Genomic DNA, 26,219 nt, shown 5'->3' on the forward strand with positions numbered 1-26,219 from the left:
AAATCTAGTTGTTTCATAGACAATGGATTTTTGAGTGAATACTAAAGTTGCTTCATTTATATGAATTACAAATCCAAGCATGATGCTTAATAAAAAAATAAATCCTGTCATACGCCCCTGTGTAATGGAACGAGAAATAAGATAAATCAAAATAGGCCCAGGTGAACAAACCATACTAAGTAAAACAAGCGCAAAAGCTAGCAAAGTACTCAGGCTCACCATAAACCTTCCTTCTTTATCTTACATAAAATTTCCTATTGTACATTTTATCATGATTGAGGAGAGAAATGATTAATATAAACCGATGCAGCTAAGTAATATTATCGGATCAAATGTAGTGTAATCACATATTTCTCATTCTCTTAAGTAAGGACTAAAAATAACCTATCCATAGAGCTACTAAAACCACTACAAATAAAGCAAAGCAACATGTAATATTTCGAATCCACTTTTGTATATCACCAAAATACCTTTCTATAAATATAGCGTTGATAGTAAGCATAAGAAATAAAACAATGTAAGTAAAAGATCCCAATTTATCGTTAAATTTTTCATTAGTAAATATACTTACATGAAGGAATAGAAAAACAAACGTTACTATGAATAGCTCAAATAACCTTTTTTTATTCACCCCACCACCACCTTACAGAAATTACCTTTTATTCCATTTTATCAGAACATACTGTGTAGCAGCACATGAATATTATATTCATGTTAAAAAGGCCAACAATCCAAGATTGTTAGCCTCTAATTTCCATATTCGCACCTTTTATCACTTTACTTCCTAACAACAGGAATCCACATTTCACCAAATACTAAGCCATTTCTCTGCCCCATTTCAACCGTTGTATTCGGTCCACCAACATAGGCAAAATCCTTTGCTTCTGGTAAAGCTTGACCGAAGGCGATGCCAGTAAGCTTATTACTTAGCTCTTTAGCCGTTTTGTCTTCCCCTTTCACTACTAAGTATTCTCCCCTCGGAAACTGAATCACTCTAGATTCTTCTTCTATTTGTGCTTCTGTCATGACACCCGCATAATACATCATTTTGTTATTCACCGCTTCGCTCACGGAAAAAATGTATTCATTTGTAGCTAAAGCTTTTAAAGTGTCCAGCCTTCCATCTTCTTTAACAGCCGACCAAAAGTCTTCCTTTTCTTTATTTATTCCAGCAAAGTCTGTGTATTCACTCTTAATTTCAGTTCCAATACCTAACACAATAAAGCTATCTTTTTCTTCTATAGTATAATTTTTCATTTGCAAAACCTGCCTCTTGTTTTATTAATCAAACGATTTATCTTTTCATCTGATACGTTTATAATACCTTTAAATCATGTCAAAAAATGATACTGTTTAGGAGACTAAAATGAAAAAAGTTGAACGGATTAATACAATTATGCGGTATATCAACAACCGCTCCCACTTTACAATTTCTGAAATCATACAAGAATTTAACATATCACGGTCGACAGCTATTAGAGACATTAGAGAAATCGAAGCTATGGGAATGCCACTTGTCGCTGAAGTTGGGAGGACCGGGGGATATTTTGTTATGCACAACTCTATCCTGCCCGTTGTTCGCTTTACTGATAATGAAGTGAAAGCTCTTTTTATTGCCTTTATGGCTACGAGGAATCAACAACTTCCCTACCTAAAGAGTCGTCAATCTTTAGCCGAAAAACTACTAGGACTCATCTCAGAAACCCAGCAAGATGATCTCGTTCTTTTAAATCAACTCTTGCTTTTCCAAGGGACTAACCCTCATAATCCCGATCTACTTGAGCTTTCTGATCTCCCCCATCCTATGTTAGAAAAACTCATTCAAATCCTTCTTTTGGATAACCATTTATTGATTACTATGAAAGAAGATGAAGAAATCAAGACTTATCCAATTTATCTATTGCACCTTTATCAAGAAAAAAGCCATTGGATCATTGAAGGGTTTGACTTAAAAAAAGAAAAGAAGATGATGTTTCCTGTCGATGATCTCATTAATATCGAACCATACACGACGAACAAAAGGCTAAATAAGAAAAAGATTTTAGAAAAACTAAGTAAGAAGGACGAAATAATCAACTTGGTACTTGAACTTGGACCAAAAGCAATTGCCCAGTTCAAAAAATACCATCCTTTAAAAATTTCAATATCTTATACTAATCCTTACCAATCTACAGCCATTTTAAAAACTTTTATCAATGTTAACAATCCCGATGAAGTGACGGAAATAATAAATTGGCTGCTTTTTCTAGGGAAGGATATTAAAATCAAAGAAATACCCGATGAAGTATTAGCAGATTTACAAAAACGAGTGTGCTTATACATTCCATAAGCAGTGAGCCTCAAATATTAAGCTTTATCACTGGATAATTATCCTATTTTTAAATACCATTTCATTTACTACAATGAGAGCATGATAAATAATAAAAGCACGGAAAATCTCCCGTGCTTTTCTAAATATATATTATTCCTGAAGGTTTCGTTTATCTCGTTTCTTACCCTAACTGACGTTTAAATGCTTTACTGGCGAAAAAGTAAGAAATAATCATTATACCTACGCACCAAGCGAGTGCAATCCAAATGTCGTTGCCAACAGTTCCTTTATATAATAAAGCACGGATCGCATTCACGATTGAAGTTACAGGCTGATTCTCTGCAAACGCACGAACAATTTTTGGCATCGTTTCGGTAGGCACAAAGGCCGAACTAATAAATGGAAGAAAAACTAGCGGGTACGAGTAAGCAGTCGCCCCTTCCATAGACCTCGCTTTCAATCCTGGAATGATAGCTAGCCATGTTAGCGCCAGCGTAAACATCCCAAGTATCCCAGCTACCGCGAGCCAATCTAGAATATTAGCACTGGAACGGAAACCCATTAAGAGTGCAACAAGAATAACCACCACGATAGTAAGTACATTAGCAACTAGAGAGGTTAAAACGTGAGCCCACAATATGGATGAGCGCTTAATAGGCATCGTAATGAAACGTGCCATCAGCCCACTCTTTACATCCGTAAAGAGTCGCACGGAAGTGTAAGCTACACCGGATGCGATAGCCATTAGCAAAATTCCCGGCAATAAATAATTAACGTAGTTTTCCGTTCCAGTTTTTATTGCGCCGCCAAACACGTAGACAAATAATAGCATCATCATAATCGGTGTAATCGCTACTGTAATAATTGTATCCGGACTGCGCATAATGTTACGCATTAAACGACCTAGTAATACACCTGTTTTACTTTTCATTTACATCTCCTCCTTTTTGCCAATGATCGAAAGGAATATTTCTTCCAATGTCGGTTGCTTCTCGATATACTCCACTTTTGCTGGCGGGAACATCTCTTTTAGTTCAGCAAGAGTACCTGTCGTAATAATTTTTCCACCATGCAAAATAGCGATACGGTCTGCCAGTTGTTCTGCTTCCTCCAAGTACTGAGTCGTAAGCAAAATAGTTGTACCGCTACCAGCAAGTTCCTTGACTGTATCCCACACTTCGATTCGCGCTTCAGGATCAAGTCCAGTCGTTGGTTCGTCAAGAAAAATAACTGCTGGCGCCCCAATCAAACTCATCGCGATATCAAGCCGGCGCTTCATCCCGCCTGAATACTGATCTGCCCTTTGGTTTGCTGCATCAGTCAGGCTAAATCTTGCAAGTAGATTGTCAGCAACTTGAGCGGGATTGGAAACACCACGTAATTTGGCGATCATTATCAAGTTTTCCCTCCCAGTCAGCATACCGTCTAAAGCTGCGAACTGCCCTGTCAAACTGATACTTTGACGAACATGATCTGATTGACTCTGTACATCAAATCCACAAATACTTACTTCACCGCTATCTTGCTTCATTAGTGTCGAAAGGATGTTGACCGTTGTCGTCTTTCCCGCTCCATTTGAGCCTAGCAGCGCGAAAATTTCTCCACGCTGCACCTCAAAATCTACCCCTTTTAAAACTTCCTTATCTTTAAAGGATTTTTTCAAGCCTTTTACAGAAATCGCTGCATGACTCATACTTTTTTCCTCCCTATAAAAATGTTTTGCGAAGACTATTTATTTACCTCTATCTATTTAGTATCACTGATATTCTGTATTACTTAGTACCGAGTTAAAAATATAACTGAATAGCTATGATGGCAATTCATATGTGTAACCAGCTAATCAGTCGGTACTACTTATTCCATTTATTTTTTTCTCAATTTCTTCATAATACTTTCATTCAAATCTTCACGATACTTGGAGACGTAAGTTTTAGCATTTGCCACTAGTTCGTCAGCAAAGGAAGCCACGTCATCCCCAGTAATGTCAAGCACTTGTCTTCCTTCCGCTGCACCCGCTTCGAACAAATCGATTAATTCATACTGTATGTGTAACATATCCATCCCGTTACCCGCTGAAAAATTCCACATGTAGTTTTGAATTTTCTTAAATACAAATTGGTAGTCCTCTGGCAGAGCCTCAACTCGTGCCATCATCATTTTGTACTCTTTTTTATCACCAATTAACTTTTTGAACATTTCTAACATCTTATTTTCCTCCTTTTTTATAAAACCGAACAAGAAATTCCCAAAGTACTGGCCGGAACATTTTATCTTATGAACCTATTTTGACTTCAAGACGTTAATTTTTGACGATACAAAATCCCATTTTTCCCAAAACAATTCAAGCTCCTGGCGGCCTTCTTCATTTAATGAATAAAACTTACGAGGCGGTCCCATATCTGATGGTTTCTTTTCAATATTCACAAGCTTTTTCTTCTCTAATCGTACGAGGATGGTATACACCGTACCTTCCACAACTTCGGTAAACCCAAGATCATTCAGGTGGCGGGTAATCTCATAGCCATACGTTTCACGGCGACTAATGATTTCCAGTACACACCCTTCCAGTGAACCTTTCAGCATTTCAGTTAAATTTTCCATGTCCTGATCCTCCTTTACCCCCTATTCTGTCTGACTTATATTCAGTATCACAGAGTACTAAGGCGAATTTTTTACTGAATAGTTTTTGTGAATCCGAACTATTCAGTATCACTTATTACATCTACATTGTATGACTAAGTAGTGATAGATGTCAACTGATTTTCAAATTTTTTCTAAAATCCGCTATTACCTATTGTCTACTGAAAATATTTTGAGAAGCAACACTACTCAGTATTGCTTATTACAAGTACATCGTATGACTAAGTAGTGATGGATGTCAACTCGATTTTTAATATTTTTTCTAAAATCAACTATTACCTATTCGATACAGCCTATTTTCTTTTTTTATTTTGCCCCATACCTATCCCACTAAGAAAAGAAAATACCCCAAAACAAAAATTCTACATTTTTATTTTGGGGCGCTATACTATACCAAAGTTAATGAATATGGCTAGCTCTTCTTATTTAATAAGACAGATCATTTTTTTGTTACGATAACATCATACCTATGTCTTCTGCTGCATTTGTAATTAGTTTTAAACCAAATGTTTCTTGTAATACATCAAGCACGCCAGGTGAAATAAATTCAGGAGCCTTTGGACCGATGCGAATATCTTGAATTCCAAGACTAAATAGCCCGAGTAAAATGGCAACCGCTTTTTGTTCAAACCATGATAGCACAATACTTACTGGCAATTCATTCACTTCACATTGGAAAGCATCAGCTAATGCAGCTGCTATTTTCACTGTAGAAATGGAATTATTACATTGTCCTAAGTCGATGTAGCGCGGAATCTCGGTACCAGGTACAACACCGTAATCCACATCATTAAAGCGGAATTTCCCGCAAGAAGTTGTTAAAATAACTGTTTCTGGCGGAAGTGACGTTGCTAATTCACGATAATATTCTCCGCCTTTTCCCGGTGCATCACAACCGGCGATAACAAAGAAACGCTTTATCTTTCCCTCTTTTACTGCATTAATAATTTCCGGAGCTAATGATAATACTGTATGATGATGAAACCCTGTTACTAACTGTTCATCCGACTCCATATGTACTTCTGAAAGTTCTAGTGCTTTTTGAATCAATGGTGTAAAATCATCATTTTCAATTTTTTGTACACCCTCTAAACCTGCAATGTCATATGAAAAGAATCGATCAGAGTATGATCCTTTAATTGGCATAACACAGTTCGTTGTAGCTAATATGGCACCAGTAAATTTTTCAAAAAGGCGTCTTTGATCATACCATGCCTTACCGATGTTTCCTTTTAAATGTTTATATTTTTTCAGTTGCGGGTATCCGTGTGCTGGTAGCATTTCAGAATGCGTATAAATATTAATGTCTTTTCCTTCTGTTTGCTTTAATAGTTCTTCTAATGCAAATAAATTATGGCCCGTAACTACAATTGCTTTACCTTCTACACGATTTTGTGTAATTTGTACAGGTTCTGGCACACCAAAATGATTCGTATGTGCCTCATCTAATAATTCCATCACCCGTAAAGCTGATTTCCCCACTTTCATAGCCATATCAATATGCTCTTGTTCGTTAAAATTAGAATTTGTTAATGTCATATATAAAGCTTCTTGTGTTGTAGCATCTACAAATCCATCCGTATACCCTAGCTGAGCAGCATGTGTGCGATAAGCTGCAATTCCTTTTAGCCCAAACACAATCGTATCTTGTAGACTCGCAATCGTTTCATTCTTGCCACAAACACCCATTACTTTACATCCGCCTGTTGGCGTTTGTTCACATTGATAACAAAACATATCATCCCACCCTCTCCCAATCATTCATTACACCTTAAGCATAATACCCATTGAAAAAAAGTGATGTGATATCAATCACAATAATATATAAAGATTTGTGACAGTTCATATTGTTGACATAATACTTTTATTGACATCCAAAAATATACATTAGTGTGCACACATCTTTCGATACTTTTAAATAGCTAAATAATTAATTTGGAGAAATATATACAACAAAAAATTTTTTTGAATCCCTTATACAAATAATTGCAATTCATCTCATATGAAAATAGCGTATTTTTTATTTTAAGGAACTATCATTTTTTTATTAAAGCCTTCATTGTAAACCTCTTTATTTACAATACATTTACACTATCTTAACATTACTTACATTATTTATATGATATATTTATATAGAAGCTACTTAAGAAATTTCATATACATTTTATCTTTATGATCTCTAATCTAATCAATAAAAAGATCATGTTATATTTTTATAACAGGGGTGAATTACGATGACTGAAACTTTAAAAACACTTATAATGCTTGATGCTACTTACGCTGTTATTGCAATTATGACAGTACTAGTATTTGTATACTTGGAATTAAAATCTCAGTAATATATGCTGACGTAATCGACAGATTCAGCATTTAAATATAGTTAGAAGAAAGAAAGGAGAAAATTATTTCTCCTTTCTTTTGTATTTCTACAATTTCTTATTTTAATAAATCCAATGTATGTAAAAGTAATCCCTTGTCTCCTACTTCTCCATGACCAGGTACTACCGAATTTATATTTCCATATCGCTTCAGCACATTCTCAATCGATGTAGACCATTCATTTACATACGCATCCGCAACATTTCCTAAATCTTTAGCTTCCGCAGATTTTACTAAACAGCCTCCAGCTAAAATTTGATATTGTGGCAACCAAACAACAATATTATCTTCTGTATGTCCTTTCCCTGGATAGAACGTTTCTACTTTTGTATTGCCAAACTTCAAACTCGTAATTATTTGTAAATCTCCAAGCGGCTCTTCATATCCACTGTTCTTTGCTAGTTCTGCGGTTAATGCTGTACTATGCGCTTTAATTCCTCTTTCTTTCAACGTTTTTATTCCGCCAATTCGATCAGCGTGCGCATGTGTAATAATGACATCCGTTCTGCGCTTCTGAAATTTCTTTTCTACCATTTCTATTAGTTCCTTCGTTAATTTGTTATCCCAAGAAGAATCAACAAGCACTAGTCCTTTAGCAGTATTAAGAACTAGACCGTTCGAAGGAACTGCTTCTCCATTAAAATAACCTAACTCCGTATGAACCCATACATTCTTGTTTAACTGAGATATTGAAATGGTTCCCGTCTCATTTTTTATTACTGTTTTCTCTACCTTTTGTGATGCTTGTACAGAAGAAATTGTGCTAACAAATTGAATTGTTCCTAGTAAACCTACACATAATCCTACTTTTAACAACGTATTCTTTTTCATGTTATCAACCCTTTCTTTCAAGCTAAATAGTTATTACCTATATTAAGACAATTTATCTCAAATGTTTGTTCCATCTTCATTTGCATACTTTTATGTAATTAACAAAAAAGCGTACAAAATTTTGTACGCTTTAAAACTTAATCTTTCATTCCATAATTCTCAAACTCTTCCTCATTCCCATAAAATACATTCAAATCAATATACTTTTCTTTTCCATTATAACCGCTTAATCTCCCGCGGTTCGTGTATTGCCAAAACGTCCATTTTCTCTCATCAGATAAACTCGGTTTTGTAAGAACACTGCGAATCCATATATTACATTTTGGATACGCATCCTTTATATATAAATCATACGCCTCTTGCGTTGCATACAATATTACTTTCTTATCGTAATGTTTTTCTAGCATTTCAATCATGACCGCCAACTCTTTCGTAACATCTTCACGCTTAGGCGGATTATCTTTTTTGTTAGCGTAAAACTCAACATCAATCACGGGTGGCAGTGCTTGTTTATATTTTGGAACAGTTCGTATAAATTGCTCTGCTTGTGTTTCACCCTTACTATCGAAACTAAAAAAATGATACGCTCCGATGCGCATATCTGTCTTATTCGCATTCCTCCAATTTTTCGAAAAGTACTCATCCACAAACGAACTTCCTTCAGTCGCCTTTATAAACGCAAACTTCATATTTTGCTTTTCCAACTCTCTCCAATCTATATCCCCTTGATACGATGCGACATCTACACCTTTTATTTCATACTTATCAGCACTTATTTGATTCGGAATGAATATGCCTTGAAAAACTAAGTAAACGACAACACTTATTACACTAATTAAAGTAAAGATTCCTCCTATAAAAAGCTTCTTTTTCATTCATATCACCCATCTTTACAAATTAAAATTCTACTTACCATTCACGCTTTTTATTAATTTTCATTTTTTCTTTAAACGCCTTCTCTAAATCAATATTTAATTTATTTGCTAAATCACATACATTCCAAATTACATCAAACATTTCTAAACCGATTTCTCTTTTCGCATCTTGTATTGTATCACGCTTTAATATGACTTCCGCTAATTCACCTAATTCCGCCATCGTATATATCGTACGCTCTTCAATTGTTGTATCTTGAAATCCTTTTTCTTTACTGAAATTTGATACATACCTATGAAACTCCACAATATTCATACTTAATCTCCCCTCATTACCAATACTCCATTTTTCTATTACACTTAAAACCAAATTTATATTTTGTTAAATTATAACATTCGGACTATAATCTATTTATAGCCCATTAACGGAGGTGTTTGCAATGACTCTCTTCGCTTCACCAACATTATTTATAGTAGCAATCATTTCATTTGCACTAGCTTATTTCATCGGAGTAAAGCAGTACACTTGGCTCTTATCAGGATTCAACGAACGCCGCGTGCCTGATAAAGTGAAACTATCAAAAATAGTAGGTCTTTATAATTTAATTGCTGGTGTCATTGCGACAATCGGTAGTGTCTTCACTACGCCTAATGTCACAAACGTTATTCCTATCATTATAATTGGACACTTTATTATCGCCGCTTATGTAAATACACGCATGGTGCAGTGAAAAAAGATCACCCAAATGGATGATCTTTTTTATAATTTATTAACATATTGCTTCGCTTCTAGTAAGGAAAAACCAAAAGCTTCTCTTACTCTCTTAACTGCTGTAACTTTTTTGCCTTCTTCTACAAGCTGGCGTAGTTCTTTATTAATTTCAGGTTCTCTTTCTACAATTCCCATTTCTTTCGTAATTAATTGTAATCTATCTTCAATTCTCTTTAAATGCGCATCATTTTTCTTTTCAATTGTAGTTAATTTTTCAGCGATATAAATGAAACCAAAGGCTACTATCAGTATAACCATCCAGAATTCCATGAATGTTCCCCCCTTACTAACTTTCATTTGCTTTAATTCCACTAAATTATGTAAATCTTACCACAATACACATTTAATGTATAATATCACTATATCAAACTGTTAATAAAACCTATTATTTTAGGGGGACACTTTATGAAAAGATTTTTAAATACGTTACTTCAATTTGTAGTTCTTTCAATCGTGCTACATTTGTTATTTGATATAGTTGGTTGGCTTGTTTTCAATGCACCAATTAAAAACAAACAAATCATCATTTCTTTAATAACAATCTCATGGGTTATGTACATGTACCGAGACAATTTTTTTCAAAAGTTCACTTCAAACTAACTAAAAAAGAAAACACTTCATTGGTGAGGTTGTAAAAACGTTACCCTTATAATAAAAATAAAGAAGCTGTTCCTTCCAGCTTCTTTATCTATATAACATTTTTCGCAACAATTTTTATATGTTCTGGTGCGATAATCTCCGTTATACTTTCTTGGAAATCTTCCCGCAACATTTCTTCCAAATGTTCTAACTGCACTTCAACATGAGTGCATTCTAAATTATGTATATTTAACAGTGCATAATGATCTTTTTTCTTAATTACTAAATATTGATTTTCCTCTGTCACAAGTACAGAACCTAATCGGACTCCTAGTAAGCGTTGATCATCAAACTTCATAATTACTTCTCCTTCCCTCATATAAACAAAATTACAATGAAAATAATTACATTTATGGAAAAACACACTTATTTAGACTATATCATAATTTACTAAAATAGAAATATCTTTTTCTGTTTTAATAAAAATCCCTATTTTTTCGTATATTTCGATACAAAAAACTTTCTCAACATTAAATTTGAATTTTCAGTTTTTAATTCTATGAAAGTCTATTATAATAAAGTTAATAAATGTTTGACCTCTCCTAATTCATGTACATATGGATGATCAGTAGTTATTGCTACTGATCTATTTTTTTGATTTCAGAAAGTACATACTCTGCATCCTTTCCTACACCACAAATAAGTGCGGAACCCCTTTGAGATTGCCATGGTAAACCGATATAATACAATCCTTTTACTGGACTGATTCCCTTTATATGATTAGGAAATCCTTTCTCATTCACTGCCTGTTCAATTTCAATCCAATTATAATTTTGAACAAAACCAGTTGACCATATAATGCTTTCTGCACTATAAGTATCACCATTCTGAAACATAATGTTATTTCTTGATGCACTTACTACTTTTTCTTGCAGTTTGATTGCTCCATTACGAATAAGTTTCTTACCTTCAAAACCGAAAATAGGGTCCTTTCTCTTCTGAAACCATCTTCCCCTCTTTGTATTTATTTCAGCGTACAATAAACCCACTTTTTCTAGCAGATTAAAAATACTTTTTCCAAAAAGTTGTAACGGTAAAAACGTTAAAGGATGACTAATAGACACCGTAACTTCATGAGTCTTTGCCAGTTCTACTGCAATTTGCATTCCTGAATTCCCACCACCTACTACTAGTACTTTTCCCTTAGGAATTTGTGATGGTGATTTATATTGTGATGAATGTATTTGAAAAATATGTGATGATAGATTTGCTGAAACTGAGGGAATAAACGGTTGCTGAAAAGCACCTGATGCGATAATAACTTTTTTCGTTTGTAAAATTTCTGTAGGAGTATGTAATTCAAATATTTCTTTTTCTTTCTTTATTTTTAGAACTTCCGTTTGTAATTGTACCGGTAATTGAAAATGTCTTGCATATTCTTCTAAATAAGTTGCAATTTCATCTTTATATGGAAATTCATTTTTTTCACCTATTAACGCCATACCCGGCAAGCTACTGTAAGACCTTGGGGTAAAAAGCTGCAAAGAATCATATCGATTTCTCCATGAATCACCAACTCGTTTTCCTGCCTCAAGTAATAAAAAATTATACCCTTCTTGCTTCAAGTAATATCCCATTGTTAATCCAGCTTGACCCGCCCCAATAATAATTAGATCTTTCATTCTAATCCCTCCTCTTCTTAAACGTATGAATATTTGTTCATATATTCATACGTTTCCATAATCATAACATTTTCTTTTTATATGATTCAATATCTACTCAAAATAAAAAAGAGCAGTTCACTGCTCTATGAACTACTCTTCATTCCATTTCTACAATTTTTCCTCGTATAGTGTAATTCTATTTGAAAACGGATCAATTACAGTTAATTCAATTGTACCCCAAGGTGTTTTTTCTATATTCGGCTTCGAATAAGCATATTCTTTACTTAATAATACAGAATGATAATCCTTTACATCATCTATTTTGATCCGAATCGCACCACCTGGTGAGGCATCACCATGATGTTCTGATAAATGTATCACAGCATCCTGTAACGAAATTTGCAAATATAATGGCATATTTTCCTCATACCGATGTTCCCAATCCAGTTTAAATCCTAAAAAACCTAAGTAAAATAGTTTTGCTTTTTCAATATCAAAAATTCTAAATATAGGTGTTATCATTTATACTCTCCTCCTATTTATAAACATCTGCTGCCAATTCTCTCAAAACTTCCACGTTTACTACTTCAAAACAACCATCATTCTTCTTTATTATCTCTTTATCACAAAAAACATTTAATGTGCGCAACAAATGCCGATAGCTCGTTCCTAACAATTCCGCTGTTTCCGTTAAATTCCCACTAAATACAATTCTATTTCCGTGCTGTACTGCCCGTTCTCCTGCTGCTAACATGTAACTCGCAAGTCTATTTTCAAGAGGATATAGTAAATTAATTGTACTATTTTTTGAAAGCCGATTTAACTTATGCGCTAACGATCCGCAAATACATCGTAAAAATTTCGCATCATTAAATAGTTGATTTCTCACTTTCCCTAAAGGCAAACCAACACAATATGAATCTGCCATCACTTGTACGTTTGAAGTTGTCTTTTGAGAATGAATTAACTCCACATCTCCTAACAGCTGCAAGCTATCATAAAAGCATAATAATACAGATTTCCCGTTACTTAATGTATTAAACGCTTTCGCTTTTCCTTCAACGAAGAAAAATAAATAATCTATCTCTTCATTTTCTCTACAAATAAACTCATTCTTTTTAAAAAATATAAGTTTCATATATGGCTTCATATCATGACTAAAAAATGAATCAATATTATTTTTCTTCATATACTCTGCTAATTTAATAGAATTACATACTTTCTTCATAGTTCCCCACCTTTACAACTCATCCCCATTGTAATCAAAATTTTCTTCTTCCACTATGACATATGTCATAACAATACACAATTTCAGCATGATACAGTCATTACAAATATGAAATACAAAGGGGATATTACATTGTATAACTTTCTTTCTATCTTTATTGGTGTGCTCATCGCCGTTATGCTTCCATTGAATGGAATTTTATCTGAGTTAATTGGCAAGTACACAGCAAGCGTGGTCATTCACCTTGTCGGTTTAATTGCAGTTATCTTCATTTTAATCATAAACAAAAATAAAATTCGTTTCGATAAAAGTATTCCACTTTTTTTATATAGCGCTGGAGCGATTGGAGTATTCACTGTTCTTTTTAACAATATAAGTTTCTCCGTCCTTGGTGCTTCTATTACGATCGCATTAAGTTTACTCGGTCAATCTATTGCTTCCATCGTTATTGATCATTTCGGCTTATTAGGAATGAAAGTTGCAAAGTTTGAAAAGAAAAAACTAATTGGATTATGTTTCATCTCTTCTGGAATTATAATCATGACAATTTATTAATGGGGGCAAGAAAATGTTATATATTACGATCGCTATTTTAGCTGGTGTTTCTATCGTTGTTGCTAGAATTATTAACGCGAATTTAGCAAAGGAAATTGGAAACTGGGAAGGCACGTTTTTCAATTATATTACTGGATTATTTTTCTCTATGTTATTTTTAATTTTCAGTTCAGATTCATTGTATATCCCTATTCATAAGTTGCAATCTATTCCTATCGCCGTATACTTAGGCGGATTAGTAGGAGTTATCGTTATTTCATTATCCAACTATATTACTCCTAAAATATCAGCCTTTTATTTAACATTACTCATCTTTATCGGACAATTATTTGCGGGGACTATTATTGATTTCTTCCTGACAAATGAACTCTCAATTGGTAAAGTTATCGGTGGCATTTTCGTATTAATTGGGCTCACTTACAATTTACTCATAGATCGCCCGATAAAAACTGTGAAGCATAACCAAGTTCAACTATAATACTTTACGCTTACCTATCATATATTAATAGAAAAGCTCTTCACACGAAGTAATAGAGAGGAGAAAATCCTATTAAAAAAATTATTTTATTGCTAGGTAGCGTATTAATTATTTCTGGAATTGCATGGTTTATAAACTCGGGAAAATCTATTCAAGATCTCTATACTGCAAATAAGCCGAAAAAGAAAGCTACTATTATTTCAAGCTCGCGAGATCCAAATGAGCCCTCTGTTTTTTTAGGTAAACAGGAAATAAAAGATATACATGTCGAATCAATTAAAACAAAACAGGATATCTTTCTCACAAAAACAGATGAATTAAAAACGTTTATTAACAGTATGAATACCGCAAAAAAAGGTAAATTAACATTAGATGAAGAAGGATCAGACTTAATAGATTGTGATATGTGGATTACTTTCGAGGATGGAACTTATAAAAAATATTTCATATGGGTAGTTGATCATCACAGCAGCGAAGTGATGATTGCTCAGCAAGATACTCCTGATGATGTAAACCTTACGTACTATCAGTTAAACGAAGATAGTTCAAAAAAAGTTTATAATTTATTTAAAAAAATTATTTAAACGAAAAAGTCATGAGCACGCGAACTCATGACTTTTTGCACTATATATACTCAGGGAACACTCTACAACCCTTTTCCTGCTCTATATCATGACCAAAGAAAACAATTGGTTTCTCTTTCGCCACAACTCCTTTTAAACGTTTAATTGAAGATAAAGCTAATTCTGGATCAAATCCTGCGAACGGCACTTCATCTTCAAAATTCTCTTTCGTGTACGATGCATCAATTGTTAATAAAACTGAGCCGGATTGCTCCGTCTCAATGAATAGCGACTGATGGCCTGGAGAATGACCTGGCGTATACAATAATTGAACACCTGGTACCACTTCATAATCCCCTTCAATAATTTTGTAGTTCAAATGCGGTAATATACATTCTTTCATATATTCTTCTCTATGAAGTGCTGCCTCATATTCCGTTCGCTGCACAATAATCGGTGTATTTGTAAAAGCACCGTTTCCTCCTGCATGATCAAAATGTAAGTGAGAACTAATAATATATAAAAGGTCGTCCGGCTCATACCCTACACGCTTTAATATATTCACGATTCTATCTTCTTCAGTCATTTTCGGTAAAATCTGTCCTTCAACAAATGTACCGTTAAAAAGCCCTTCATTATTAACTGCACTTTCTGGCATACCTGTATCTACTAAAATAGGCCCCTCTTCTGTCTCCAAAAGATAACACCATACAGGTAAGTTCAATAAATTCCCTGGCGCGAGTGTACCATTAACAGAAGAATGATCTAACATACAACGACCTGCTGGGATGAAATAAAGCTTCTTTACTGTCATTATGTATCCACCTTTACATTTAGTTTGGGATAAAGTAATACAATAAAAAATTCTTCTTTTTAGAAATAAACTCCTTCTAGACTATCAGTACAGCTTACATAAAAATGAAACATTAACACCGATTAACGCTGAAAACTAAAAGAAAGCACATGCACTACTTGAAAGCGGGCACACCATTGGGAAAATCGTATTAGAGAGATTTTAATCATGATAGTGACAGATAGTATGTGAAACTATATCAACGATTTTTCGAATATATCTATCATAACGTACAATATATCAACGATTTTTCAAATATATCTATCATAAATCAAATTATATCAATGATTCGTCAAGCTATATCGATTTATCGACAAATAGCAACAATAAGAAAAGGCTGTTCCAGATGAACAGCCTTTTCTTTATTTACTTGAAATCTCTTTATTATTTTGAACGTCTAACGGAGCTCGCTTTCCTATTCCGAAAGCATAGAAACTAATTGTAACGATAGCTAAGAAAATAATACCTACAACTAATGAAATACGAGTATCATCGTTAAACCACATTCCGATTAATACCATAATTAAAAAGGCAATCGTTAAATAGTTTGTTACAGGAGCAAATGGCATTTTGAATGGATGATCTTTCATCTCTGCTCCCTTTTCTTTTCTAAAATTAATTTGACTAATTAAAATGACAAACCATGGTACCATACCAGGAAGTACACTCGCACTATATACATATACGAATAAGTTTTTCGGTGCGATGTAACTTAAAACAACACCAACCGCCAGACCGATAATTACGCCAACTGTACCAAATAAAGGTACACCATTTCCAGAAAGTTTCGTAAAATATTTCGGTGCTTGTCCATTTACACCTAACGTATAAAGCATACGACCAGCACTATAAATACCACTATTACAACCAGACATTGCTGCTGTAATAACAACAAAGTTAATAAGTCCAGCTGCTGCCGTAATACCAACTTTCGCAAAAGTCGCTACGAACGGGCTACCAATTGTACTTAATTGATCCCACGGATACACAGTTACAATAACGAAAATAGCACCGATGTAGAAAATTAAAATACGCCAAATTGTACTTTGAATCGCTCTTGTAAGTGTCTTCTTTGGATCCTTCGCTTCACCAGCAGTAATACCGATTAATTCCACACCTTGATACGCTCCAACTACAAGTGATAATGCAAAGAAGAATCCTGAAAAACCACCTGTAAAGAAACCGCCATTTGACCAAAGATTAGATATGCCAATCGCTTCTCCGCCGTTACCAATTCCAAAGAAAATAAGGCCAAATCCCGCAATAATCATTAATAGAATCGTAACGATTTTAATCATCGCAAACCAAAATTCAAATTCACCAAATGACTTAACTGAAATTAAGTTAGCTGCACCAAGAATAACCATTGCGATTATACCTGGTATCCAAGCTGGTAAATCCGGGAACCAATATTGCATATATGCTCCAACCGCGATAATTTCTGACATCCCAACGATAACCCACTGGAACCAGTTACTCCACGCTGTCATATAACCAGCTAACGGGTGAATATACTTATGACCGAACGTCGCAAATGAGCCTGTACTTGGCTCCATATACAACATTTCTCCCATGGCACGCATGATGAAGAAGATAAAAATACCTGCAATGGCATAAGCAAGCATTACTGACGGACCTGTCCATTTAATTGTGCTGGCTGACCCCATAAACAAACCAACACCAATCGTTCCGCCTAAAGCAATCATTTGAATATGACGTGCTTCTAAACCTCTTTTCAATTCTTTGTTTGCCACTTCACTTCCCCCTCTTAGATGATTCATAGCCGCATTTTAACACAAGATGCTTTCCCCTAATTCCTTTCGGCCCTGAAAATGATGAAGCAAACGTCATTTTACACTAGCTTTAAAGCTATCCTAAAATCGTTTTGCGCTCCTAATAAAATTCTCAAAACCTTTCATCTTCCAATATTCTATAAATCTTAAAATTACTTACCTTATATTAATTCATTAATCTGAAAAATCAATTATTTTTTCAATAAATTATTATACATGAAGTCTGATTAATTTCTAACTAAATTAACAATAAAATACGTCTGATTAATATGATTCCGGCATGTATATTATTACAATATAAATAACAGAGGAGAGCATTTCTTCCTCGGTTTCATATGTCAAATACTTGAGCCTTTATAGTTGATAACGTAATTTCCCACACATTCGATTTATATACCAATAAGAAATTTAATATATTAATAAACTACTAACTTCTTTACCCCAGCCAAAATATAAAAGAGTCTCATTAAAAAATGAGACTCTTTTACAATTTCATATTTAAATCGATTTCGAAGTTTGCTTACCAAAGATAAATACCCTAGTAAACACTACCATTATAACTACAATAACCAGAAAATAAAGTGGCATCACCAGTAACGAGCCCGTATGCAATTGACTCATTCCCCAAATTGTCATCGTTACAATTACATAGTATCCTAAGCTAAACAATGCTCCGGCTGTACCAATAACATCTTGAAAATCTACTAATGCTAAACTTAAACAGTTAGGCAACGCTACTCCAATTCCTAATAGCAATATAAACATCGCTATTAAAAATCCAATCATATATATTATGTTTTGGTTTAATCCCAATGCTGTAATAACAGTTAAAAGGATAGCTCCCACTGTCATTACAAGACAACCAATATATATAATTTTCTCTGGTCTATACGTGGCAAGCAATCGTTTTGAAACTTTCGCCCCAATAATAGAAGCAGACGCAACAACAATTCCTAAAAACCCGTACATACTAGGCGATAACTGAAAGTATTCAATAAAGATAAACGGGGCTTCTGCATAATAGCTAAATAAAACACCATTTGCTCCTCCAATTAATAGCCCATACGTTACTACTTTCGGATTTGTAATTAACTTCTTAAAGACTGAAAACACATTTATTTTATTCGTTACTGAGTCCGTCTTTGTTTCAGGAAGAGAAAAAAACGTATACAGAAAAATACCGATACTCATAACTACTAAACTTAAAAATACTATTTTAAATCCAAACATTTGATCAAGAAAGCCACCAATTAACGGTCCTATCGCTGGTGTAAAAGCAATGACTGCCGAGATTTGAGCAAACATAACATGCCTCTTATGCCCTTCTACACTTTCACGAAGAATCGTTTGCGTCACAACTGATCCTACACTTGCTCCAAACGCTTGAATAAAACGACTTACCAATAAAACTTCAATGGAATTTGCAATATAGCATAAGAAACTCCCAGCGCCATATACGACAATTCCAAGTAACATCGCCCGGCGACGACCAATTATATCTGATAACCACCCAATAAAAAATACACCTAACGCAAAACCAGCAAAATACACACTAAGTGTTAACTGCACCTCATTATTACTTACATGTAACGCCTTTGAAATATCAGGTAACGACGGTGTGTAAATCGTTTCACTAATTTGCGGAAATGCGACAAGAACAATCATTAACAAAAGTGATGGTACTGAGACTTTTTTCATTTTTCATACCCTCCTATAACTTTGAAAATCTCAGAAATAAAAAGACTTTCCTTAGCTACGGAACAGGAGGGGCCATTATAGAAATCCGTTCATAAAACAACAAAGAAAACACCTCAATTACGTATGTTAATACTTATAGGAGGGTAATATTAACATCGATTTTTAAATATACTTTTTCAATTATATTACATACTACGTTTCTTTTACTAGTGCTCGGCCTTGGAGGATTGTTAAAAAGATAACTTGATGCAGTCGCCTTTTTATGGAATAATTAGAAATAGTTTGAATTCGTAAGTTTAATTATTAAACGATAGACTAGCATATTTTAATGTCACAAGCTTACAAACTGGAGGCCTTTCGTAATGATTGAAATTTTAAGGACAGTAGTAAACTTTCTAATTTCTCTATTCTCAGGAGAATTACCATTTGTATATTATGTATGGATTATTACCCTATTCCTAATTCAAATACCCCAATCTACTCTAAACTATAAACTCTTTAACAAGAAAGGCAATTTCAGCACTTATATATCGGAAGGATTACTTGCTTTTATTATTTTATTGTTTGGAGGAATATTAGTATCTAAGTTACTTGCTTACATAATAGACGATCCTACTATTAGTATGACGAATTTAACACATTATTTTGTTTCTCTTATCATATTAACTATATTTGTCGTAATAACCTGTGTTAAAGACTTTATAGAGATATCTATAAAGAATAAAAATATATCTCTTTTGAGCTTTTTAGTAATTTCCTTCATAACAAGTATACTTTCATTCAAGTTTTTATCACCTTTAATTGAAGGTTCTTTTTCTCTTTCTAAATCTTTTATCACCACTTTAATCATTCTAGTAACTGTATCCATTCCTCTATTAATTTCCTTAGAGGATAAGTATGCAGATGAAAAGGAAACGGAAAATTTATAGCTTCTCATTTACATAAAAGAAAGAGGGAGCTCCCCTCTTTCTTTTAAATCATTCCTTTTAATATTAATCCTAAAACTGACATTATTATCGCACTAATAATAATTCGCAAAATCCAAGTTGTGTTTGTACTTATTTTTTCTAATTGCTTATTGATTGTTGCTATATCTTTCTCATTAATAGTAGTACGCGTTTCTAAAGCACGAATGTCTCTCATAATTTCTTTTTGCTCCGCCTTGAGACTGTCAATTTTAGCGTAAACATCTTCCATATATTCACACCCTCTGTTCATCTTAATAGAAAAATCTATATATATTATGAGACAACCCTCTTACCTGTGAATACATTGCGTACATCCGCGTACCAAATTATTTGTACAATCTAATTGAATTATTCATATGTTTCCTATCTTCTATATAAATCAGCGTTAAGATAAATTAAAAAAGGAATCCCTTGTTTATTTAACAACAAACAAGGTGCAATCCAACATTCGGGAGCACCTACGATAATTTCTATTGTTTTCATATTTACAACTCCATATAATCAGTATGATTTTCTGAAGAAGCCACTTTTTGAACTGCTTAAAGTATACTAATATGAATACGAAATAGCTGTATTGATAAACTCTCTAGAACAATAAATATACTGGCTGAAACCGATCTATATCCAATATTTTTTCCAGTAACATGAATGGTTATTTCTGATAAATACGTTTGTATATCATTGTTTTCAAAAATTTCATCCTCAACCTTTACAATATCTGCTTCACAATCTACTTCTTTAAAAGTTTTCAATAATTTTGTTTCCAATAAACTACAATCAAAATTCTCATCTTTTATTACGGCAAATTTAACCTTCATATCGATTTCCCCATTTTTAACAAACTAAAATCATTAAATCAATATAAATATATATTATTCTATTAAATAATTCAAAATATACGCTTCTCATATACATTATTTCCTTTCACTCATACTTTTATCATTGAGTTTTTATTCACAAATTCGTAACACATATATATGAGTTATTATGCTAAAATTAGTTTATTCACAAGAAGAAGTTATTCTTAATAAATCAATCATTTTTAATACCCTGTTTAAAGCCTTGCCCCCCTGCAAGGCTTTTTCCTATTTAACTAGAGTAGTAGTTTTCGTTATGCATCTCTCCCCTTTGTTCCTTACCCTACAAATAATACTGAATGTTTATTTTACTTTTTCAACATCCTTACTCGCTCTGTTCGAGAGCTCTTTACCAAATATTCAATCTAATGATAAAATTGACCAAATTAATATTTTCGTCCATAACTGTATCAAAAAGTACACTAAAGAAAAAATAGCACTCTCACGATTAAGTAAACGCGAGCTTTTTTCTTCTATCTACTTACTATTTAAGGTTAATAGTTTAGTAACAAGATTTAAAAATTCGACTTAAATTCATTAATGAATGGAGAGGTTTATATGAAATTAAAAGACAAAGTAGCAATCATAACTGGTGGTGCAAGTGGAATTGGCGAATCTACTGTTCGTCTTTTTATCGAAGAAGGTGCAAAAGTAGTTATTGCTGACTTTTCTGAACGTGGAAAAGAACTATCAGATGAATTGAATGCACATGGATATAATACGTTATTTATTAAAACCGATGTAACAAAAGAGGCAGATATTAAACAGCTAATTCATGAGACAGTAAGTACATACGGTAAATTAGATATTATGTATGCCAATGCCGGCGTTGCTGATGATGCACCGGCAAACGAATTATCCTATGAAAAGTGGAAAAGAACTATTGATATTAATTTGTCTGGGGTATTCCTTTCTGATAAATATTCGATTGAACAATTTCTTAAACAAGGTACAGGTGGTGTCATCGTTAACGCTGGTTCGATTCATAGTTTTGTTTCATTACCTACACCAACAGCATACTCCTCTGCAAAAGGTGGTGTGAAACTATTAACTCAAAATTTATGTACTGCCTACGCTAAATATGGAATACGTATTAACGCGGTGTGCCCTGGTTATATTGACACCCCTTTACTAGGTAGTGTTAATCCTCAACAGAAAGAATATTTAGCTTCACTTCATCCACAAGGCAGACTTGGAACACCAGAAGAAGTCGCTAAAGCTGTCTTATTTTTAGCAAGTGATGATGCTAGTTTTGTTAACGGCACAACACTTCTTGTTGATGGAGGCTATACTGCACGTTAATTTAAAAATTTTGAAGCACCCTAAAAAATATATAGTCTTCAACAAGAAAAAGCGCCATCACAAGTGACGGCGCTTTTTCTATGTAAGAGCAACTAGAAGATATCCTTCTAGCCTACTCCCATTTATAAGTCCAAAACTGTTCAAGTTGCAGCCATTTTAATGTTGCTGCATCTTTGTTTTTTATTTTTGCATGCGTGTCTTCAAGCATTGCTTCTGTTTGTGAACGGTGCGCACCTAATGCAGTTAATTTATGATCAAATACTTCACTAATGTTATTTACAACATCCGGTTCTCCTAATACTGCTTCACGATTTTTCGTAATCGCAACAGCATGAATAACTGGGCGCTCTTCTTTTGGCATACGTGATACAGCGCGAACGACAGCGCGGCCAAATGCATTATGATCTGGATGTACACCGTGCTCTGGATAAAATGTAATAATTCGAGATGGATTTACTTCTTGAATGATTGCTTCAATTTTGTCAGCAACGAAATCAACATCTTCAAATTCTAACGTTTTATCATGGAAGCCAAGCATTCTTAAATCTTTAATACCCATCGCTTCACAAGCATCTTTCAATTCTTTCTTACGGATATGTGGAATCGTTTCACGGTTAGCGAATACGTTCTTACCCATGTTACGTCCCATTTGTCCTAGAGTACCACATGCATATGTTACAGGTACTCCTTGATCTGTTAATAAGCGAATTGTTCCTCCCGCAGCATATGCTTCATCATCTGGATGCGGAAATACAACAAGTACATGTCTCTCCATAAGTTTCCCTCCTTCTTACTTAAATGGTGTTAAGCTTAACTCAAGTGCAACTGCTAGACGACCTAAATTATCATGTCCAGCTAATAATAAACGCTCTTGATCGTCTACTTCCCAGTGCGTAATACCTTCAGCATATACCCAACCGTGATCCATTTTCAGACCAACTCGGTATGGATTTGTTCCAGTTATCTTCCCGCGTTCAAAACGGATAATCGCATTTCGAATGAAAGCACCAACTGTCATCATCTTTTCATTTATATGTGATGCATACGCTCCGTTTGTCGTTTTTAAATGAATATATACATCTTTATTTACAAAACGTTCAATTTCATTTTGAATAAGAGAACTATCTTTTACTATTTCCATCGGAATTCACCTCTTTAAACCATTTTACGCAAAAATAATGTAAATTGCTATCTCTATATTAGAGGACAACGCTCACTTTTCCTAATAATTTGCACTGTGTTTTTTATATTTTTTATATGATATGTAAAAAATACATTTTTTCCTTCACTTTGTTAAATAGTTTTCTTTCTTTTTTGAATTTGCTACAATATATTTTATCCCGTATTATTGCAGCGAGATACATTTCGAAAATTGAATACATAATTTAAAGAAGGTGACATGATTGGAACAGTCAGCACATGAAGTAGCAAATTGGCAATATTATTTTGCAATTGCCGTATTTTTAATCACGTACGGATTTATTATTTCTGAGAAATTGAATCGTGCTGTAATCGCACTATTCGGAGCTGCTATTATGATTATTTTTGGAGTTGAAGATTTACATACTGCTTTCACATCACATATTCAATGGGAAACGATTACCCTTTTAATTGGGATGATGATTCTCGTACATATTACGAGTCAATCAGGCGTCTTTGAATTTGTGGCCATTAAAGCGGCAAAAGCAGCTGGCGGAAAACCGATTCGCATTTTATTATTACTATCCCTATTAACTGCTGTCGGATCAGCATTTTTGGACAATGTAACGACTGTTTTATTAATCGTTCCTGTTACATTATCCATTACACGTATTTTAAAAGTAAATCCTGTGCCTTATTTGATTTCAGAAGTGCTGTTTTCAAATATAGGCGGAACAGCAACATTAATCGGTGATCCACCTAATATTATGATTGGATCAGCAAACAAGCATTTAGACTTTAACGCCTTTTTACTTAACTTAGCTCCAATCGTAATTATTATTTCTATTGTGACACTTGGCATTATTTACTTCATGTACCGTAACAAACTAAAAACAACACCTGAACAAATCGAAAAACTAATGGCATTAAATGAAAAAGATTATATTAAGGATCAAAGCCTCCTTTTAAAATCTATTTCGATTTTAGGACTAACTATTTTAGGCTTCGTACTTCATTCGATTATTCATGTAGACGCTGCCGTTATAGCGATGACAGGCGCTACACTTCTTATGTTAATCGGCGTGAAAGAACATGATATTGAAGATGTATTTGCCCACGTTGAATGGGTAACCATTTTCTTCTTCGCCGGACTATTCGTTCTCGTTGGCGGGTTAATTGATATCGGACTTATCTCTTCACTTGCAAAAGAAGTAATCGGCGTAACAAACGGTGACATCGGATTCGCAGCTATACTTATTTTATGGGTATCTGGCATCGCATCTGCGACAATCGACAACATCCCTTTTGTCGCTACGATGATTCCTCTTATTCAAGACTTAGCTACAGGACTCGGACTATCTGTCGATTCTCCGCAAATCGAAGTACTATGGTGGGCGTTATCTCTTGGAGCTTGCTTAGGAGGAAATGGAACGCTAATCGGAGCATCTGCAAACGTAGTCGTTGCTGGTATTGCAAAACGTGAAGGACATGCTTTCTCTTATATGGACTTCTTAAAAATTGGTTTACCATTAACTATTGTTGCACTCTTGTTATCACATGCTTATATATATTTACGTTATTTAATGTAAAAGTTGTATTGCATGAAATTATATCGTCAAATCCAAAAGGTTTGCAGCATCGTGCTGCAAACCTTTTTTCATCACCAAAATATACCGATAATTGCTAACCCACCTAAAATCATACCACCAATTTGTCCGACAATTGTTGGTGATAATTGAACACCTTTTCTCACTTCAACAACTGGTCTTTCGTGCCTTAGTTGCTGCACTTCGCTTTGCAGTTGATGTACACTTCCGTGTAACTCTTTAATTAGTTCCTTTAATTCAGCGACCTCTTCATTTACTGGTTTTGCTTTTTCTAAATTCATTTTACATAACTCCTTATAAATTCAATCAGTTCACTGTAAATTTTCGCCAATTATCATTATATCTCCTGCATACTACATATATAATATTGAATGTATTCGCTAATCTTGCAACCCTATCCATTCATCCCGCAATATCCCCATAATCATACGGTCAAAACACTTCCCATCTCTTTGAACCGCTTCTCTCATACAGCCTTCCATTTCAAAACCCATCTTTTTATACAATGCAATGGCAGGTTTATTATACGAAATAACATCGAGACCGATGCGGTGTAAATTCAATTCATAGAAAGCATACTTTAGAATAAGATGTATTGCTTCTTTCCCATATCCTTTTCCTCTATCATTCGCATCTCCTATACCAATGGCTAATAAACCTGTTCTGTTATTCCACTCTATACCATGAATCGCCACAAAACCAATTAAGCGATCTTCTTGAACTGTCCTTACCATGAAAGAAACACTATTCGATCTCCGTCCTTTTAATAACCCATCACTTGCTATTTCATTTAAAGATTGCGGGAATGCTACATCTGTATCAACATTTCTTAAATACTCACTATCTTCTTGCCACATAGCCATTACTTCAGCATCTGTCTCTCTCATAGCTAATAATTTAATCGTTCTATTTCGAAAAAGATTCATTGTCATTTCAAACTCCCCCTTTATTAAATAACGGGGATAATTATTCAAGCCTATTTACCCCCTCGTTTCATAAACTGTTTCATAAACGGGATACTTACAATAAGCGCTGACATTGGCATATCTCCTCTACGTTAAATTAAATTCATTGTATAATTTTTCCATTTATTCTAACAATAAAAAAGACCCTCAAAATTTAGAGG

General features: G+C 34.0%; 33 protein-coding genes and 1 pseudogene. 9 read left to right on the forward strand and 25 right to left on the reverse strand.

Annotation, left to right across the window (positions count from 1 at the left end):
* Positions 1-56: 56 nt before the first annotated feature.
* From BC_RS28085 to BC_RS17120, 3 genes and pseudogenes are all read right to left on the reverse strand, one after another.
* Positions 57-222, reverse strand: a pseudogene (locus tag BC_RS28085) (LysE family translocator); the annotation flags it as partial.
* Between the two features lie 151 nt (positions 223-373).
* Complete coding sequence (locus tag BC_RS17115) at positions 374-631, reverse strand: DUF3963 domain-containing protein (RefSeq protein WP_001036203.1); 258 nt, start codon at positions 629-631, stop codon at positions 374-376.
* A 146-nt stretch (positions 632-777) separates the two neighbouring features.
* A complete protein-coding gene (locus BC_RS17120; protein WP_002195671.1) occupies positions 778-1,257 on the reverse strand; it encodes a GyrI-like domain-containing protein in 480 nt (159 codons plus the stop codon).
* A 109-nt stretch (positions 1,258-1,366) separates the two neighbouring features.
* Between BC_RS17120 and BC_RS17125 the strand changes: the two genes are divergently transcribed.
* Positions 1,367-2,329 (forward strand): helix-turn-helix transcriptional regulator, encoded by a 963-nt coding sequence (locus tag BC_RS17125; protein WP_000755022.1) that lies wholly within the window; start codon positions 1,367-1,369, stop codon positions 2,327-2,329.
* Between the two features lie 163 nt (positions 2,330-2,492).
* Here the strand turns inward: BC_RS17125 and BC_RS17130 are convergent, their stop codons facing one another.
* The 8 genes from BC_RS17130 to BC_RS17165 all read right to left on the reverse strand — a co-directional run bounded on the left by BC_RS17130 (position 2,493) and on the right by BC_RS17165 (position 9,352).
* On the reverse strand, positions 2,493-3,242 hold the full coding sequence (locus tag BC_RS17130; RefSeq protein WP_000837817.1) for an ABC transporter permease: 750 nt from the start codon (positions 3,240-3,242) through the stop codon (positions 2,493-2,495).
* A complete protein-coding gene (locus BC_RS17135; protein ID WP_000017474.1) occupies positions 3,243-4,004 on the reverse strand; it encodes an ABC transporter ATP-binding protein in 762 nt (253 codons plus the stop codon).
* Positions 4,005-4,174: 170 nt separating this feature from the next.
* A complete protein-coding gene (locus BC_RS17140; RefSeq protein WP_000891986.1) occupies positions 4,175-4,516 on the reverse strand; it encodes a DUF1048 domain-containing protein in 342 nt (113 codons plus the stop codon).
* Between the two features lie 75 nt (positions 4,517-4,591).
* On the reverse strand, positions 4,592-4,912 hold the full coding sequence (locus BC_RS17145) for a PadR family transcriptional regulator (protein WP_000429487.1): 321 nt from the start codon (positions 4,910-4,912) through the stop codon (positions 4,592-4,594).
* A gap of 489 nt (positions 4,913-5,401) precedes the next feature.
* Positions 5,402-6,688 carry a hydroxylamine reductase gene (gene hcp, locus BC_RS17150; protein WP_011110272.1) on the reverse strand — a complete coding sequence of 429 codons (1,287 nt, stop codon included), beginning with the start codon at positions 6,686-6,688 and terminating at the stop codon, positions 5,402-5,404.
* A gap of 699 nt (positions 6,689-7,387) precedes the next feature.
* Complete coding sequence (gene bla2, locus BC_RS17155; RefSeq protein WP_000742477.1) at positions 7,388-8,161, reverse strand: BcII family subclass B1 metallo-beta-lactamase; 774 nt, start codon at positions 8,159-8,161, stop codon at positions 7,388-7,390.
* Between the two features lie 137 nt (positions 8,162-8,298).
* The gene (locus BC_RS17160) at positions 8,299-9,036 is read right to left on the reverse strand and encodes a glycoside hydrolase family 25 protein (protein ID WP_000727665.1); all 738 of its coding nucleotides are present in this window, start codon (positions 9,034-9,036) and stop codon (positions 8,299-8,301) included.
* 34 nt (positions 9,037-9,070) lie between these two features.
* Entirely contained in the window at positions 9,071-9,352 is a 282-nt protein-coding gene (locus tag BC_RS17165; RefSeq protein WP_001028115.1) for a MazG nucleotide pyrophosphohydrolase domain-containing protein, read from the reverse strand.
* A 124-nt stretch (positions 9,353-9,476) separates the two neighbouring features.
* Here BC_RS17165 and BC_RS17170 point away from each other — a divergent pair, with 124 nt between their 5' ends.
* Positions 9,477-9,767 (forward strand): DUF3784 domain-containing protein, encoded by a 291-nt coding sequence (locus BC_RS17170; RefSeq protein WP_000171774.1) that lies wholly within the window; start codon positions 9,477-9,479, stop codon positions 9,765-9,767.
* A 29-nt stretch (positions 9,768-9,796) separates the two neighbouring features.
* Here BC_RS17170 and BC_RS17175 read toward each other — a convergent pair whose 3' ends face one another.
* The gene (locus BC_RS17175; RefSeq protein WP_000397720.1) at positions 9,797-10,078 is read right to left on the reverse strand and encodes a hypothetical protein; all 282 of its coding nucleotides are present in this window, start codon (positions 10,076-10,078) and stop codon (positions 9,797-9,799) included.
* 135 nt (positions 10,079-10,213) lie between these two features.
* Between BC_RS17175 and BC_RS17180 the strand changes: the two genes are divergently transcribed.
* On the forward strand, positions 10,214-10,408 hold the full coding sequence (locus BC_RS17180) for a hypothetical protein (RefSeq protein ID WP_000819661.1): 195 nt from the start codon (positions 10,214-10,216) through the stop codon (positions 10,406-10,408).
* A gap of 88 nt (positions 10,409-10,496) precedes the next feature.
* Here BC_RS17180 and BC_RS17185 read toward each other — a convergent pair whose 3' ends face one another.
* The 4 genes from BC_RS17185 to yeiL all read right to left on the reverse strand — a co-directional run bounded on the left by BC_RS17185 (position 10,497) and on the right by yeiL (position 13,279).
* Entirely contained in the window at positions 10,497-10,745 is a 249-nt protein-coding gene (locus BC_RS17185) for a hypothetical protein (protein ID WP_000666948.1), read from the reverse strand.
* Between the two features lie 280 nt (positions 10,746-11,025).
* Positions 11,026-12,069, reverse strand: coding sequence for a flavin-containing monooxygenase (locus tag BC_RS17190; protein WP_000653868.1), 1,044 nt, complete (start codon positions 12,067-12,069; stop codon positions 11,026-11,028).
* 150 nt (positions 12,070-12,219) lie between these two features.
* The gene (locus BC_RS17195) at positions 12,220-12,573 is read right to left on the reverse strand and encodes a glyoxalase superfamily protein (RefSeq protein WP_000632403.1); all 354 of its coding nucleotides are present in this window, start codon (positions 12,571-12,573) and stop codon (positions 12,220-12,222) included.
* Between the two features lie 13 nt (positions 12,574-12,586).
* Entirely contained in the window at positions 12,587-13,279 is a 693-nt protein-coding gene (gene yeiL, locus BC_RS17200; protein ID WP_000754835.1) for a transcriptional regulator YeiL, read from the reverse strand.
* A 108-nt stretch (positions 13,280-13,387) separates the two neighbouring features.
* On the opposite strand from yeiL, the gene BC_RS17205 reads away from it, so the two are divergent.
* The 3 genes from BC_RS17205 to BC_RS17215 all read left to right on the forward strand — a co-directional run bounded on the left by BC_RS17205 (position 13,388) and on the right by BC_RS17215 (position 14,896).
* The gene (locus BC_RS17205; protein ID WP_002195666.1) at positions 13,388-13,834 is read left to right on the forward strand and encodes a DMT family transporter; all 447 of its coding nucleotides are present in this window, start codon (positions 13,388-13,390) and stop codon (positions 13,832-13,834) included.
* Positions 13,835-13,847: 13 nt separating this feature from the next.
* A complete protein-coding gene (locus BC_RS17210) occupies positions 13,848-14,312 on the forward strand; it encodes a DMT family transporter (protein WP_000965811.1) in 465 nt (154 codons plus the stop codon).
* A gap of 89 nt (positions 14,313-14,401) precedes the next feature.
* Positions 14,402-14,896, forward strand: a complete 495-nt coding sequence (locus BC_RS17215) for a hypothetical protein (protein ID WP_000901702.1) — start codon at positions 14,402-14,404, stop codon at positions 14,894-14,896.
* A gap of 40 nt (positions 14,897-14,936) precedes the next feature.
* Here the strand turns inward: BC_RS17215 and aiiA are convergent, their stop codons facing one another.
* The 3 genes from aiiA to BC_RS17230 form a co-directional block, all read right to left on the reverse strand.
* Positions 14,937-15,689 (reverse strand): quorum-quenching N-acyl homoserine lactonase AiiA, encoded by a 753-nt coding sequence (gene aiiA / locus BC_RS17220; protein ID WP_000216574.1) that lies wholly within the window; start codon positions 15,687-15,689, stop codon positions 14,937-14,939.
* A 401-nt stretch (positions 15,690-16,090) separates the two neighbouring features.
* On the reverse strand, positions 16,091-17,482 hold the full coding sequence (locus BC_RS17225) for an amino acid permease (RefSeq protein ID WP_001284404.1): 1,392 nt from the start codon (positions 17,480-17,482) through the stop codon (positions 16,091-16,093).
* A gap of 537 nt (positions 17,483-18,019) precedes the next feature.
* Complete coding sequence (locus BC_RS17230) at positions 18,020-19,219, reverse strand: multidrug effflux MFS transporter (RefSeq protein ID WP_000758015.1); 1,200 nt, start codon at positions 19,217-19,219, stop codon at positions 18,020-18,022.
* 362 nt (positions 19,220-19,581) lie between these two features.
* Here BC_RS17230 and BC_RS17235 point away from each other — a divergent pair, with 362 nt between their 5' ends.
* Positions 19,582-20,148, forward strand: a complete 567-nt coding sequence (locus tag BC_RS17235) for a DUF5823 family protein (RefSeq protein WP_000570037.1) — start codon at positions 19,582-19,584, stop codon at positions 20,146-20,148.
* A gap of 43 nt (positions 20,149-20,191) precedes the next feature.
* Here BC_RS17235 and BC_RS17240 read toward each other — a convergent pair whose 3' ends face one another.
* Both BC_RS17240 and BC_RS17245 read right to left on the reverse strand, forming a co-directional pair.
* Positions 20,192-20,416 carry a hemolysin XhlA family protein gene (locus tag BC_RS17240; protein WP_000390461.1) on the reverse strand — a complete coding sequence of 75 codons (225 nt, stop codon included), beginning with the start codon at positions 20,414-20,416 and terminating at the stop codon, positions 20,192-20,194.
* A gap of 310 nt (positions 20,417-20,726) precedes the next feature.
* A complete protein-coding gene (locus tag BC_RS17245; protein WP_000865005.1) occupies positions 20,727-21,005 on the reverse strand; it encodes a hypothetical protein in 279 nt (92 codons plus the stop codon).
* A 597-nt stretch (positions 21,006-21,602) separates the two neighbouring features.
* Between BC_RS17245 and BC_RS17250 the strand changes: the two genes are divergently transcribed.
* The gene (locus BC_RS17250; protein ID WP_000768018.1) at positions 21,603-22,346 is read left to right on the forward strand and encodes an SDR family NAD(P)-dependent oxidoreductase; all 744 of its coding nucleotides are present in this window, start codon (positions 21,603-21,605) and stop codon (positions 22,344-22,346) included.
* 112 nt (positions 22,347-22,458) lie between these two features.
* Here the strand turns inward: BC_RS17250 and bshB2 are convergent, their stop codons facing one another.
* Both bshB2 and BC_RS17260 read right to left on the reverse strand, forming a co-directional pair.
* Positions 22,459-23,121: a bacillithiol biosynthesis deacetylase BshB2 gene (gene bshB2, locus BC_RS17255; RefSeq protein WP_000439483.1), complete on the reverse strand. Its 663-nt coding sequence runs from the start codon at positions 23,119-23,121 to the stop codon at positions 22,459-22,461.
* Between the two features lie 15 nt (positions 23,122-23,136).
* Positions 23,137-23,487 carry a YojF family protein gene (locus tag BC_RS17260; RefSeq protein WP_000407049.1) on the reverse strand — a complete coding sequence of 117 codons (351 nt, stop codon included), beginning with the start codon at positions 23,485-23,487 and terminating at the stop codon, positions 23,137-23,139.
* A 262-nt stretch (positions 23,488-23,749) separates the two neighbouring features.
* Here BC_RS17260 and BC_RS17265 point away from each other — a divergent pair, with 262 nt between their 5' ends.
* Positions 23,750-25,075 carry an ArsB/NhaD family transporter gene (locus tag BC_RS17265; RefSeq protein ID WP_000437980.1) on the forward strand — a complete coding sequence of 442 codons (1,326 nt, stop codon included), beginning with the start codon at positions 23,750-23,752 and terminating at the stop codon, positions 25,073-25,075.
* 71 nt (positions 25,076-25,146) lie between these two features.
* Here the strand turns inward: BC_RS17265 and BC_RS17270 are convergent, their stop codons facing one another.
* The gene (locus BC_RS17270) at positions 25,147-25,374 is read right to left on the reverse strand and encodes a hypothetical protein (RefSeq protein ID WP_001047304.1); all 228 of its coding nucleotides are present in this window, start codon (positions 25,372-25,374) and stop codon (positions 25,147-25,149) included.
* Between the two features lie 99 nt (positions 25,375-25,473).
* Entirely contained in the window at positions 25,474-26,025 is a 552-nt protein-coding gene (locus BC_RS17275; protein ID WP_000178514.1) for a GNAT family N-acetyltransferase, read from the reverse strand.
* Positions 26,026-26,219: the final 194 nt, after the last annotated feature.

Source organism: Bacillus cereus ATCC 14579 (genome assembly GCF_000007825.1).
GTDB lineage: Bacteria > Bacillota > Bacilli > Bacillales > Bacillaceae_G > Bacillus_A > Bacillus_A cereus.